The organism is Dermatophilaceae bacterium Soc4.6, from assembly GCA_039889245.1.
Taxonomy (GTDB): Bacteria; Actinomycetota; Actinomycetes; order Actinomycetales; family Dermatophilaceae; genus Lapillicoccus.
In genome coordinates, this window is record JAZGVH010000002.1 from 3,193,108 (window position 1) to 3,206,483 (window position 13,376).

General features: G+C 70.9%; 10 protein-coding genes. 6 read left to right on the forward strand and 4 right to left on the reverse strand.

Annotated elements, in window-relative coordinates; genetic code table 11:
* The first annotated feature begins 9 nt into the window (after positions 1-9).
* From nuoL to V3N99_14890, 4 genes are read left to right on the forward strand one after another with little or no spacing between them, the layout of a single operon-like run.
* Positions 10-1,920: an NADH-quinone oxidoreductase subunit L gene (gene nuoL, locus V3N99_14875; GenBank protein MEO3938023.1), complete on the forward strand. Its 1,911-nt coding sequence runs from the start codon at positions 10-12 to the stop codon at positions 1,918-1,920.
* A complete protein-coding gene (locus V3N99_14880; protein ID MEO3938024.1) occupies positions 1,920-3,473 on the forward strand; it encodes an NADH-quinone oxidoreductase subunit M in 1,554 nt (517 codons plus the stop codon). The genes nuoL and V3N99_14880 overlap by 1 nt, the downstream gene beginning before the upstream one ends.
* Positions 3,474-3,490: 17 nt before the next feature.
* Positions 3,491-5,095: an NADH-quinone oxidoreductase subunit NuoN gene (gene nuoN / locus V3N99_14885; protein MEO3938025.1), complete on the forward strand. Its 1,605-nt coding sequence runs from the start codon at positions 3,491-3,493 to the stop codon at positions 5,093-5,095.
* A 16-nt stretch (positions 5,096-5,111) separates the two neighbouring features.
* Positions 5,112-6,152, forward strand: a complete 1,041-nt coding sequence (locus V3N99_14890; GenBank protein MEO3938026.1) for a polyprenyl synthetase family protein — start codon at positions 5,112-5,114, stop codon at positions 6,150-6,152.
* Between the two features lie 33 nt (positions 6,153-6,185).
* Here V3N99_14890 and V3N99_14895 read toward each other — a convergent pair whose 3' ends face one another.
* Complete coding sequence (locus V3N99_14895; protein MEO3938027.1) at positions 6,186-6,866, reverse strand: MOSC domain-containing protein; 681 nt, start codon at positions 6,864-6,866, stop codon at positions 6,186-6,188.
* Positions 6,867-6,951: 85 nt separating this feature from the next.
* Between V3N99_14895 and V3N99_14900 the strand changes: the two genes are divergently transcribed.
* Positions 6,952-8,490 carry a SulP family inorganic anion transporter gene (locus tag V3N99_14900; protein ID MEO3938028.1) on the forward strand — a complete coding sequence of 513 codons (1,539 nt, stop codon included), beginning with the start codon at positions 6,952-6,954 and terminating at the stop codon, positions 8,488-8,490.
* A gap of 25 nt (positions 8,491-8,515) precedes the next feature.
* On the opposite strand, the gene rarD is transcribed toward V3N99_14900, so the two are convergent.
* From rarD to V3N99_14915, 3 genes are read right to left on the reverse strand one after another with little or no spacing between them, the layout of a single operon-like run.
* Positions 8,516-9,457, reverse strand: a complete 942-nt coding sequence (gene rarD, locus V3N99_14905) for an EamA family transporter RarD (protein ID MEO3938029.1) — start codon at positions 9,455-9,457, stop codon at positions 8,516-8,518.
* Complete coding sequence (locus V3N99_14910) at positions 9,454-10,587, reverse strand: 2-oxoacid:ferredoxin oxidoreductase subunit beta (GenBank protein ID MEO3938030.1); 1,134 nt, start codon at positions 10,585-10,587, stop codon at positions 9,454-9,456. The genes rarD and V3N99_14910 overlap by 4 nt, the downstream gene beginning before the upstream one ends.
* Complete coding sequence (locus tag V3N99_14915) at positions 10,584-12,467, reverse strand: 2-oxoacid:acceptor oxidoreductase subunit alpha (GenBank protein ID MEO3938031.1); 1,884 nt, start codon at positions 12,465-12,467, stop codon at positions 10,584-10,586. Before V3N99_14915 ends, V3N99_14910 begins: the two co-directional genes overlap by 4 nt.
* A gap of 266 nt (positions 12,468-12,733) precedes the next feature.
* On the opposite strand from V3N99_14915, the gene V3N99_14920 reads away from it, so the two are divergent.
* A complete protein-coding gene (locus tag V3N99_14920; protein ID MEO3938032.1) occupies positions 12,734-13,285 on the forward strand; it encodes a hypothetical protein in 552 nt (183 codons plus the stop codon).
* The last annotated feature ends 91 nt before the right edge of the window (positions 13,286-13,376 follow it).

The following is a 13,376-nucleotide window of genomic DNA, read 5'->3' on the forward strand; positions in this document are numbered from 1 at the left end:
CGCCGAGGCTTGACTACTCTCACCGCGACAGGCGCGACATCGTACGCCTGGCTGCTCGTCGTGCTGCCGGCGCTCGGCGCCGCCGTGCTCCTCCTCGGGGGAAAGCGCACCGACAAGTTCGGCCCGCTGCTGGCGACCGCGCTGTCCTGGGCCTCGTTCGTCGTCGGGCTGCTCGTGGTCATCGCCATGGTGGGCCGCGCCGATGACCAGCGCGCGATGCACCTGCACCTCTTCCCGTGGTTCAGCGTGGGCTCGTTCACCCTCGACGCGGGGCAGCTGCTCGACCCACTGTCGATGGTCTTCGTCCTGCTCATCACCTTCGTCGGCTCCCTCATCCACGTCTACTCCCTCGGCTACATGGAGCACGACCCCGCCAAGCGGAGGTTCTTCGCCTACCTCAACCTGTTCGTGGCCGCGATGCTGCTGCTGGTCACGGCCGACAGCTACCTCCTGCTCTACGTCGGCTGGGAGGGCGTGGGCCTCGCGTCCTGGCTGCTGATCGGGTTCTGGAACCACAACCCGGCCTATGCCACGGCGGCCAACAAGGCCTTCGTGGCCAACCGGGTCGGCGACCTCGGGCTGTCGATCGCGATCATGATCATGTTCTTCCAGTTCGGGCACGTCGACTTCGCGTCGGTGTTCGCCGGGGCGGCCGGCGGCGCGAGCCAGCCCGCGCTGACGGCCATCGGCCTGATGCTGCTGCTGGGCGCCTGCGGCAAGTCGGCGCAGTTGCCCCTGCAGAGCTGGCTGGGTGACGCGATGGCCGGTCCGACGCCCGTGTCGGCGCTCATCCACGCGGCGACCATGGTCACCGCGGGCGTCTACCTCGTCGTGCGCAGCCACGTGATCTTCGAGGGCGCGCCGACCGCGCAGCTGCTCGTCGTCATCGTGGGCGCCATCACCCTGGTCTTCGGCGCGATCGTCGGCTGCGCCAAGGACGACATGAAGAAGGCCCTGGCCGCCTCGACCATGAGCCAGATCGGCTACATGATGCTCGCGGCCGGGCTCGGCCCGGTGGGCTACGCCTTCGCCATCGCTCACCTGCTCACCCACGGCTTCTTCAAGGCGGGGATGTTCCTCGGCGCCGGCTCGGTCATGCACGGCATGAACGACCAGGTCGACATGCGCCGGTTCGGCGGGCTGTTCTCGAGCATGCGGGTCACCGCCGTGACCTTCGGGCTCGGCTTCCTCGCGATCATCGGCTTCCCCTTCCTCTCCGGCTTCTACACCAAGGACGGCATCATCGAGGCCGCCTTCGTCGGTGAGGGCTGGCGGCCCTGGGTCTTCGGGCTCGCCGCCATGCTCGGGGCCGGGGTGACCGCGTTCTACATGTCGCGGCTCTACTTCATGACCTTCCTCGGCAAGAAGCGGTGGACCGACGACGTGCACCCGCACGAGTCACCCCTGACCATGACGATCCCCATGATGGTGCTGGCGGTCGGCTCGGTCGGGCTCGGTGCCGCCCTCGTGCCGACCGGCCTGATCAAGTCCTGGCTCGACCCGACCCTGGGCGTGGCCGAGGGCACGGAGGAGAACCCCGTGCTCGCCCCGCTGCTGATCACCGCCCTGACGATGGTGCTCCTCGTCGCGGGGGTCGCGCTGGCCTACCTGCGCTACTGGCGGGACGCCGTGCCGGTCGAGGCGCCGCGGGGGAGCCTGGTCACCCAGGCCGCCCGCCGCGACCTCTACCAGGACGCCGTCAACGAGGGCGTGCTCATGCGCCCCGGCATCCACCTGACCCGCTCGCTCGTCTTCACCGACAGCCGCGGGATCGACGGTGCGGCCGGTGGCCTCGCCGCCATGATCGGCGGCGCCTCGGCCCGCGTGCGCAAGCTCCAGAACGGCTATGTCCGTTCGTATGCCCTGACGATGCTCGCCGGTGTCGTCGTCGTCCTCGGAGCCCTGTGGGTGATTCAGTGATGTCCGCCTTTCCCTACCTCACCGTCATGGGGGCCCTACCCCTGGTGGGATCGGCCGTCGTGCTCCTGCTGCCGGCCTCCCTGGCGGCACGGGCCAAGCAGGTCGCTCTGGGCTTCTCGCTGGTGACGCTCGTCGTCGGCGTCGTGGCCGCACTGCAGTTCAAGACCAGCGGCACGACGGGCCAGTTCCAGCTGATGGAGCAGCACGGGTGGATCCCGCAGTTCGGGGTGAGCTACGCCCTCGGGGTCGACGGCATCGCCCTCGCCCTGATCCTCATGTCGGTGATCCTCACACCGATCTGCCTGCTCGCGGCCTTCCGTGACCTGCCCGAGGACGAGCAGGGCACCTCGCGCGAGAAGACCTACTTCGCACTGATGCTCGTGCTCGAGACCTTCATGATCGGCGTCTTCGCGGCCACCGACGTCTTCCTGTTCTACGTCTTCTTCGAGGCCATGCTCATCCCGGTCTACTTCCTCATCGGGCGCTTCGGTGGGGCCCGTCGGCAGTATGCCGCGGTCAAGTTCCTGCTCTTCTCGCTCCTCGGCGGCCTGGTCATGCTGGCCGCGGTCATCGGGCTCTACGTGCAGGGTCCCGGCGGCACCGAGGGCTTCCTGGTCGAGAAGCTCACCGGGCTGCCGCTGTCGGTCGACACCGGCCGCTGGCTCTTCGTCGGCTTCTTCTTCGCCTTCGCGGTCAAGGCCCCGATGTTCCCGGTCCACACCTGGCTGCCGGATGCCGCAACCGAGGCGCGCCCGGCCACGGCGACCCTGCTCGTGGGCGTGCTCGACAAGGTCGGCACCTACGGCATGCTGCGCTTCTGCCTGCAGATGTTCCCCGAGGCCAGCAGGTGGGCGACCCCGGTCGTCATCGTCCTCGCCGTCGTCTCCGTGCTCTACGGCGCGCTGCTGGCCATCGGCCAGACCGACGTCATGCGGCTGATCTCCTACACCTCGATCAGCCACTTCGGCTTCATCGTGCTGGGCATCTTCGCCATGACGTCGACCGGCGCCTCCGGGGCCACGCTCTACATGGTCAACCACGGCTTCACGACCGCCGCGCTCTTCCTCTTCGCCGGCATGCTGGTCAGCCGCCGCGGCAGCAAGCGCATCGAGGACTACGGCGGCTGGCAGCGGATCACCCCGGTGCTGGCCGGGTCCTTCCTCATCGCCGGGCTGTCCGGTCTCGCGCTGCCCGGGATGGGGGCGTTCCTCGCCGAGTTCACCACGCTCGTCGGCATCTTCCAGCGCTATCCCGCGCCGGCCATCGTCGCGACCTTCGGCATCATCCTGGCCGCGCTCTACATCCTGCTGATGTACAAGAAGATGATGACCGGGCCCAAGCCCGAGGGGCTCGACTCCACCCCCGACCTCGGGATGCGTGAGAAGTGGGTCGTGGCCCCGCTCATCGCCCTCTTCCTCGTGCTCGGCTTCTATCCCAAGCCGGTGAACGACATCGTCAACCCGGCCGTCACCACGACCCTGAGCTATGTCGGGGTCACCGACCCGAAGCCCGTCGTGCCTGTCGCCGACCTGGTGCAAGGAGCTTCCAAGTGACCCCCGCCCTCGTGACCGTGCTCACGACAGCCCCCCTGGCGCCCGGCGACTTCCCGCGGGCGTCGCTCGACTACGGCGCCCTGGCCCCGGTGCTCGTCATCTCGGGGGCGGCGCTGCTCGGGGTGCTCGTCGAGGCCTTCGTGCCCCGCCGCAGCCGGTATGCCGTGCAGGTGGGGCTCGCGCTGCTCGGCCTCGTCGCCGCCTTCGTCGTGCTCGTCGTCGTCTCGGTCGACCACCAGACCGCGACCGCCGGGCTGAAGTCGGCTGGGGGAGCAGTGCTCGGCTCGGTCATCATCGACGGCCCTGCGCTCTTCCTGCAAGGCGCGATCCTCGTCTTCGCGGTGCTCGGGGTGCTGACGATGGCCGAGCGTCTCGGTGGCACCGGCTCCGACGCCTTCACACCGGTGGGTTCGACCACGCCGGGCTCGGCCGGTGAGGCCCTGGCCGAGAAGGCCGGGGCGATGACCTCCGAGGTCTTCCCCCTCACCCTCTTCGCCGTCGTCGGCATGATGCTCTTCCCGGCGGCCGGTGACCTGCTGACGATGTTCATCGCCCTCGAGGTGCTGTCGCTGCCGCTCTACATCCTGACCGGCCTGGCTCGTCGCCGTCGCCTGCTGTCGCAGGAGGCCTCGCTGAAGTACTTCCTGCTGGGCGCCTTCTCGTCGGCCTTCTTCCTCTTCGGCTCGGCGCTGCTCTTCGGCTACTCCGGGTCGGTCTACCTTCCGGAGATCGCGGCGGCCATCAGCGCTGGTGGCTCGCCGATGCAGGGTCTGCTGGTGCCCGGCGTCGCCCTCGTGGCCATGGGCCTGCTCTTCAAGGTCGGCGCGGTGCCGTTCCACTCGTGGACGCCCGACGTCTACCAGGGAGCGCCCACCCCGGTCACCGGGTTCATGGCGGCGGCGACCAAGCTGGCCGCCTTCGGAGCCATCCTGCGCCTGTTCTACGTCGGCATCGCCGGTGACCGGTGGACGTGGACGCCGGCCGTGGCCGTCATCGCCCTGCTCACCATGGTGGTCGGCGCCGTCCTGTCGGTGACGCAGACCGACGTCAAGCGCCTCCTGGCCTACTCGTCCATCGCGCACGCCGGCTTCATCCTGGTCGGGGTCCTGGCCTTCGACCGGGTGGGCATCAGCGGTGTGATGTTCTACCTCGTCGCCTACGGTCTGGCCACGATCGCGGCCTTCGCCATCGTCGGTCTCGTGCGGGCCGACGGGGCCGAGGCGACCCACCTGTCCCAGTGGGCCGGGCTGGGCAAGCGCCACCCGTGGACGTCGGCGGTCTTCGCGTTCCTGCTGCTGGCCTTCGCCGGTATCCCGCTCACCTCCGGGTTCACGGCGAAGTTCGCCGTGTTCGCGCCCGCCCTGCGCTCCGGCGGCATCGGCACCACGCTGGTGATCGTGGGTCTGCTCAGCAGCGCCATCACCGTCTTCGTCTACGTGCGGGTCATCGTGCTGATGTACTTCACCGACTCGACCGGCGACAGCGCCAACGTCGCCGTCGTCACCCCGTCGGCGATGACGACCGTGGCGATCACCTTCGGCGCCCTGCTCACGCTGGTCCTCGGGGTCTTCCCCTCCCAGCTGCTCCAGCTCGCCTCCGACGCCTCGCTGTTCGTTCGTTGACCGGCGACCGGCTCCAGTGACCACACCGACTGCCAGCGCGCCCCCGCCCTCCGCGGGGGCGACGCCCCCGGTGCTCGCCCTCCCCGGGGTCACACCCGATCTGGGGCGGCGGCTCCAGGACGGGCTGGCCCGGGTCGACGCGCTCATCCTGGCGACGGTCGACCACGACGACGCGCTCATCGCACGGGCGTCGGCGCACCTCACCAGCGCCGGGGGCAAGCGCATGCGACCCCTGCTCACGCTGCTGGCGGCGGAGCTGGGCACGGGGATCAACGACGCCGTCGTCTCGGCGGCTGCCGGGGTCGAGCTGACCCACCTCGCGTCGCTCTACCACGACGACGTGATGGACGAGGCCGACGTGCGTCGCGGCGTGCCCAGCGCCAACTCGCTCTGGGACAACTCGACCGCGATCCTGATCGGCGACCTGCTCTTCGGCAAGGCCTCCGAGATCATCGCCGACCTCGGACCCGAGGCCGTCAAGATCCAGGCCCGCACCTTCGTGCGCCTGTGCGGGGGGCAGATCCGTGACGACCGGCCGGCGCCCGCAGACGCCGACCCGGTCGCCTACTACCTCGGGGTCCTCGCCGACAAGACGGGCGCCCTCATCGCGGCGGCTGCCCGCTACGGCGCCATGTTCGGCGGCAGCGACGAGCACGTGGTGAGCCTCGTGACCGCCTACGGTGAGGAGCTGGGCGTGGCCTTCCAGCTGGCCGACGACCTCATCGACGTCTCGTCGGAGGGCCACGAGACGGGCAAGACGCCGGGCACCGACCTGCGCGAGCGCAAGCGCACGCTGCCGGTGCTGCACGCGCTGGCCACCACCGACGAGAGCAGCGCCCGGCTGCGCGAGCTGCTGCTGGGTGACCTGCACGACGACGAGCCGGGCCTCATCGAGGCCCTCGACCTGCTGCGGGTCCACCCCGCGCTCGAGCGGGCGCGAGCCGAGACCCAGCAGGTCGGCCGCGCCGCCGCCGAGAGGCTCGACGCGCTGCCGCCGAGCGACGCACGCACCGCCCTCCAGACCCTCGTCATGTCCGTCACCGACCGCGTCGGCTGACCCACCCCCCGCGTTCCGAACGAGGGAAACCCTTCAGGGGGTGGGGTGGGCGTCGCGGGCGGCCTGCTCCGCGGCCTGCCTGGTCTGCGGCTCGAGGTCGTCGCCAGCGGCCAGCAGGCCCGGCAGCAGGTCCTTGCGGACCGTGGTGGCCAGGAAGACGTCACTGACACGTATGCCGTGAGCCGGGCGGTGGACGACCTCGACCACGTCGTCGGCGGCCACCGGCCCCGGCTCGACCACCGCGAGGTAGGCGCCGGTGCGGTTCTCCGCCGTGAAGGTCCTGAGCCAGCCCTTGACGTCGATCCAGGCCCGGAAGGTCGAGCAGGGGACCCGGGGCGCCGTCACCTGGAGCACCAGGGTCTCGCCGACCCGCCACCGCTCACCCACCACCGCGTCGCTCACGACGAGGCCTGACGTCGTGAGGTTCTCACCGAAGGCGCCACCCGCCAGGTCGCGCCCGAGCAGCCGCTCAAAGTGGTCGAGGTCCTCGCGGGCGTAGGCATACACCGCCTGGGTGTCGCCGCCGTGATGCCGGTGGTCGCCGAGCTCGTCGCCCACGAGGCCGCTGCCGAGGCCACCCTGCTTGTGGCCCGGCGCCCGCACCTGCACCGGTCCCTCGACCGGCACCTTGCCGATGCCGGACGGCAGCTGCTTGGCCGAGCGGATCGGCTCGAGGCGCCCGACGTTGACGGTGAGGACCCGGGGTGACGGCATGTGACCATGGTACGGAGCCACGAGAGCGCACCCAGCGCCCCCACCGCGTGCCTGCACGCCGCCCTGAGACGGAGCCCGAGTGAGCATGACCCCCCACGAGCCGACGCAACCGGTCCGACACCGGCCCGAGACCCGCTTCCCCCACGAGCACGACACCACCTCGGTGCGTGCCGCCCTGCGCTCCCCGAAGCGCCTGCGCGTCGAGGTGCTCGCCGGTCTCGTGGTGGCGCTGGCCCTGATCCCCGAGGCGATCTCCTTCTCCATCCTCGCCGGGGTCGACCCGCGGGTCGGGCTCTTCGCGTCCTTCACCATGGCCGTGACGATCTCGGTCGTGGGTGGCCGCCCCGCGATGATCTCGGCCGCGACCGGCGCCGTCGCCCTGGTGGTCGCCCCCGTGGTGCGCCAGCACGGCATCGACTACCTGATCGCGACCGTGCTCCTCGCCGGGGTGCTGCAGGTCGTGCTGTCCGTCGTGGGGGCGGCCCGGCTGATGCGCTTCGTGCCGCGCTCGGTGATGGTCGGCTTCGTCAACGCCCTCGCGATCCTCATCCTCTGGGCGCAGGTGCCCCACCTCGTCGGTGTGCCGTGGATGGTCTATCCGCTGGTGGTCATCGGCCTGCTGGTCATGGTCTACCTACCCCGCCTGACCACCATCGTGCCCGCTCCGCTGGTGGCCATCGTGCTGCTCACCGGAGCGAGCGTCGTGGCCGCGATCGCCGTGCCGGACGTGGGCGATGAGGGCGCGCTGCCCGACAGCCTGCCTGGCCTGGTCATCCCCCACGTGCCCTTCACGCTCGAGACCCTGCGCATCATCGCGCCCTACGCCCTCGCCATGGCGCTGGTGGGGCTGATGGAGTCGTTGATGACCGCCAAGCTGGTCGACGACGTGACCGACACCCACTCGTCCAAGACCCGCGAGGCATGGGGCCAGGGCGTCGCCAACCTCGTGACCGGAGCCTTCGGCGGCATGGGCGGCTGCGCGATGATCGGGCAGACGATGATCAACGTCAAGGTCTCAGGGGCCCGCACCCGCATCTCGACCTTCCTCGCCGGGGTGTTCCTGCTCGTGCTGGTCGTCGGCCTCGGCGACGTCGTGGCCCTGATCCCCATGGCCGCGCTCGTGGCCGTGATGGTGATGGTGTCGGTGGGCACCTTCGACTGGCACAGCATCCGCCCGTCGACGCTGCGCCGGATGCCGATCAGCGAGACCGCCGTGATGGTCGTGACCGTGGTCGTCGTGGTCGCCACGTCGAACCTCGCGATCGGTGTGGTCGTCGGCACGGTGATGGCCATGGTGCTCTTCGCCCGCCGGGTCGCCCACCTCACCCGGGTCGTCGACGTCGCGCACCCCGACCCCGACACCCGCGTCTACGCCGTCGAGGGGGCACTGTTCTTCGCCTCCAGCAACGACCTGGTCACGCAGTTCGACTACGTCGGGGACCCAGCGACGGTCGTGATCGACCTCTCGGCCTCGCACGTCTGGGACGCCTCCACGGTGGCCGCACTGGACGCCATCCAGCAGCGGTATGCCGCCAAGGGCAAGACCGCGACCATCGTGGGGCTCAACGACAACAGCAGGGCCCGGCACGAGGCGCTCGCCGGGCAGCTCGGCGCCGGCCACTGACCGGTCCTGCTGACCCGTGCGCGGGTCAGGCAGGGCGCAGCCGTCGGGGCCGGGGGCGGGCGGCGAGCGAGTCGACACTGAGCAGCAGCAGCGCCACCCACACGACGCCGAAGCCGATCCACCGTGCCGTCGAGAGCCGCTCGCCCAGCAGTATCACCCCGCACAGCAGCTGCAGCACCGGGGTGATGAACTGCAGGAGCCCGATCGTGACGAGGGGGATCCGCCGGGCGGCAGCAGCGAAGAGCAGCAACGGGATCGCGGTCACGACGCCACCGAGCACGAGCAGGGTCGGGTGCGCCGACCCGTTGCCGGTGAAGGTCTGGGCGCCCGTGCGGCCGAGCACCACGAGCACCACGAGGGCGAAGGGCGCGAGCACCACCGTCTCGACGGTGAGACCGTGCAGGGCTGGCAGCCCCACCCCGAGGCGCTTCTTGAGCAGCCCGTAGGCCGCGAAGCTCACCGCGAGCACGAAGGAGATCCAGGGCACGTGGCCGGCGGCCACGGTGAGGTAGAGGCCAGCGGCGACGCCCACGCCGACGGCCGCCCACTGGAGCGGACGCAGGTGCTCACCCAGCACGACGACGCCGAGCGCCACGGTCACGAGCGGGTTGAGGAAGTAGCCGAGCGACGCGTCCGCGACGTCGTGCGCCGCGACGGCCGCGACGTAGAAGCCCCAGTTGACCGCGATGGCGACCGCTGCGAGAGCGAGCCCGCCGAGCAGCCGCGGCTGCCGCACGAGGGCGGGCACCCACCGCACGTCGCGCACGACGACCAGCACCAGCAGGCACAGGGCCAGCGTCCAGACGATGCGATGGGCCAGGATCTCGAGCGCCCCCGCGGGGGCGAGCGCGTGGAAGTAGAGCGGGAAGGCGCCCCACACGGCATACGCGATGAGCCCGTACGCCGTGCCCTTCGCCGTCTCGTCGGCGGTTGCGCCACCCTGGCCCGTCGGAGAGCTCCTCGTCACCCGCCGACGACCCAGGAGTCGCGCCCGGTGAGCAGCTCGTCGAGGTCGGAATCGGTGGCGGCGACGGCGATGCCGTCGTCGTCGGCTCCGTGCAGCCCCATGACGGCGGCGTCGACCTGGTCGCGCACGAGGTCGTCGTAGGTCGGACGGTCGACGTCGCGGAAGATGCCCATGGGCACGTGAGCCAGGGTCGGGTCGATGAGCCGCGAGATGGCGAAGGCCTGCGACGGGTCTGCCGCGTGGGCGTCGTGGCGCACGATGCGGGCGGGGTCGGCGACCGCACGGTCGACGACCTCGAGCCCTCCGCCGTCGGCGCGCACGACGACGGTGCCGCTGTCGGCGTCGCCGGTCGCGATCTCCTTGCCGTGGCGCAGCGGCAGGATCCGTGCCGCGGCCTGAGTGCGGTCCTTGAGCACCGCGAAGACGCCGTCGTTGAAGATCGGGCAGTTCTGGTAGATCTCGACGAGCGACGTGCCCCGGTGGGCGGTGGCCGCGCGCAGCACCTCGGTCAGGTGCGCACGGTCGGAGTCCATGGTGCGGGCCACGAAGGTCGCCTCCGCGCCGAGGGCGAGGCTGACCGGGTTGAAGGGAGCGTCGACCGAGCCGGCCGGGGTCGACTTGGTGATGGCGCCGACTGGTGAGGTCGGGGAGTACTGACCCTTGGTCAGGCCGTAGATCTCGTTGTTGAACAACAGGATCGTGAGGTTGACGTTGCGCCGCAGCGCGTGGATCAGGTGGTTGCCACCGATCGACAGGGCGTCGCCGTCGCCGGTGACGACGAAGACCGACAGGTCACGGCGCGACGTGGCAAGCCCCGTGGCGATGGCCGGAGCACGCCCGTGGATCGAGTGCAGGCCGTAGGTGTCGAGGTAGTAGGGGAAGCGCGACGAGCAGCCGATCCCCGAGACGAAGACGACGTTCTCGCGGCGCAGACCCAGCTCGGGCAGGAAGCCCTGCACCGCGGCGAGGATGGCGTAGTCGCCGCACCCCGGGCACCACCGCACCTCCTGGTCCGAGGTGAAGTCCTTGCGGGACTGCGGTGCCGAGCCCTCGGGCAGGGTCGGGACGCCGGCCAGGCCGTGCCCCGGCATACCGAGGGAGACGGGGGGAGCGGGGTGGGTGGTGGTCATGCGGGCACCTCCGTGCCGGGAGTGTGGGTGTCGCGCAGGAACGGCCGCAGCACCTCGACGAGCTCGGCCGAGGTGAAGGGCAGACCGCGGACTGCGGTGTGCGAGTGGATGTCGACGAGGTAGCGCCCGCGCAGCAGCAGGGCGAGCTGGCCGAGGTTCATCTCCGGCAGCACCACCCGGTCGTAGGCGTGCAGCACCCGTCCGAGGTTGGACGGGAAGGGGGCGAGGTGGCGCAGGTGGGTGCGGGCGACGGTGTGCCCGTCGGTGCGCAGAGCGCGCACCGCAGCGGCGATCGGGCCGTAGGTCGAGCCCCAGCCGATGACGAGCACCCGCGCGTCACCCGTGGGGTCGTCGACCTCGAGGTCGGGCACGGTGATGCCGTCGATCTTGGCCTGGCGCAGGCGCACCATCCGGTCGTGGTTGGCCGGGTCGTAGGAGATGTCGCCCGTCACGTCGGCCTTCTCGATGCCACCGATGCGGTGCTCGAGACCGGGCGCGCCCGGCACGGCCCAGGGGCGGGCCAGTGTCTCGGGGTCGCGCAGGTAGGGGTGGAAGATCGGGTTGCCTTCGGCATCAACGGCGTTGGGCTCGGTGGTGTGCCGCACGGGTGGGTCGGGCAGGTCGGCGACCGCCGGCAGCCGCCACGGCTCGGAGCCGTTGGCGAGGTAGCCGTCGGACAGCAGGATCACCGGTGTGCGGTAGGTCGTGGCCGTGCGCACGGCCTCGCGGGCCGCGTCGAAGCAGTCGGAGGGGGACTGGGGTGCGATGACGGCGACAGGCGACTCGCCGTTGCGGCCGTAGAGGGCCTGGAGCAGGTCCGCCTGCTCGGTCTTGGTCGGCAACCCCGTCGAGGGGCCACCGCGCTGCACGTCGACGACGACCAGGGGCAGCTCGAGCGAGACCGCGAGCCCGATGGTCTCGGCCTTCAGGGCGAGGCCCGGCCCCGACGTGGTCGTCACCCCGATGGCGCCGCCGAAGGCTGCGCCGAGGGCGATGCCCACGCCCGCGATCTCGTCCTCGGCCTGGATCGTCGTGACTCCGAAGCGCTTGAGACCCGAGAGGGTGTGGAGGATGTCGGACGCGGGGGTGATGGGGTAGGACCCGAGCACGAGCGGCAGCTGCGCCTTGTGGGCGGCGGTGGCGAGCCCGTACGCCAGCGCGAGGTTTCCGGTGATGTTGCGGTAGCGCCCGGCCGGCATGGTGGCGGCGCCGACCTCGTAGCGGACGGCGAACTCCTCTGTGGTCTCGCCGTAGTTCACCCCCGCGCGCAGGGCGGTGAGGTTGGCCGACAACAGGTCGGGCTTGTTGCCGAACTTGGCGGTGAGGAAGTGCTCGGTGGGCTCGCTGGGGCGGGTGTAGAGCCATGACAGCAGGCCGAGGGCGAACATGTTCTTCGCCCGCTCCTTGTCCTTGCGGGTCAGGTCGGAGCCGGCGAGCGCGGCGACCGTCATCGACGTGAGCGGCACCCGGTGCACGGCATACGCCTCGAGGGTGCCGTCGTCGAGCGGCGAGGTGGCGTAGCCGACCTTCGCCAGGTTGCGTCTGCTGAACTCGTCGGTGTCGACGATGACCGTCGCGCCCCGCGGCAGGTCGGGCAGGTTGGCCTTCAGCGCCGCCGGGTTCATGGCGACGAGCACGTCGGGCTCGTCGCCCGGCGTGAGCACGTCGTGGTCGGCGAAGTGCAGCTGGAAGCTCGAGACGCCCGGCAGGGTGCCCTGGGGGGCGCGGATCTCGGCGGGGAAGTTGGGCAGGGTCGACAGGTCGTTGCCGAGCACGGCGGAGTCGTTGGTGAAGCGGTCGCCGGTCAGCTGCATCCCGTCGCCGGAGTCTCCGGCGAAGCGGATGACGACGCGGGCGAGGCGCTGGGTCGTGGCAGTCATCAGTGTGGTGCCTCAGGTCAGTGAGTACGGCGCCTGGTTGGCTGCCTCGTTCATCGTATGTCGCCCCCTTCCCTCGCCAGCGGGTGCCCACCGGCAGGGAGGTGCGCGTCCGCGGGCACACGAGACGCCCGGTGCAGATCGCTGCCGCCTCTGCGCTCTTGACGCCACTTCTCGCCGGACACCACAACTCTGCGCAGGGGAGGGGAAACACCCCCTCTGCATGCCGCGTCGTCCCGCCGAGCGGCCTCCTGTCAGGACGTGACACCGTGCGACTCAGGCTGACCCGACCGACCCACCGCACCCCTCTTCGCAGTGCGGTGCTCGGCGGCATCCTGGCGCTCGCCGTCGCTGCGCCGGCATCGGTCCTGCCGGTGGCCGCGGCGCAGGCGGTCCCGCACCCTCCGGCGGTCGGGCCCTACGGGCACGTGCTGCTCGTCGGTGACAACGACGACATCCCCGTGAGGGACCCGGACGGCCCGATGGGCGGCATCACGAGGGCCCTCACCGCCGTGGGGTCTCGCGTCGACTCCCGGCCCGCGCTGCCGGATGACCTCAGTGCCTACGGCCAGATCTGGTCGATCCATGCCTACAGCGGTCTCGGGTCGGTCGTGGAGGGGCGGCTGATCGACTTCGCTCGAGCAGGCGGCAGCATCCTGCTCGTCGGTGACAACGCGAGCTGCTGCGGGGGGGTGAAGGAGTCCGACAAGCGGATCGTCGACGCGCTGGTCGCCTTCCCGGCGGGCGGCATCGTGCTGAACCCCGCCCGTGTCGTCGGGGCCCCCACGCAGAGTACGGCGACCGCTACTGGGCCCTGCTGACCGGGGCGCCGGTCGCACCCTGCGACAGCACCGGGCCGGAGGTCGACGCGTGACGACGGCGCTCGCTCGTCGCTCGCACCGGCCGACCTCT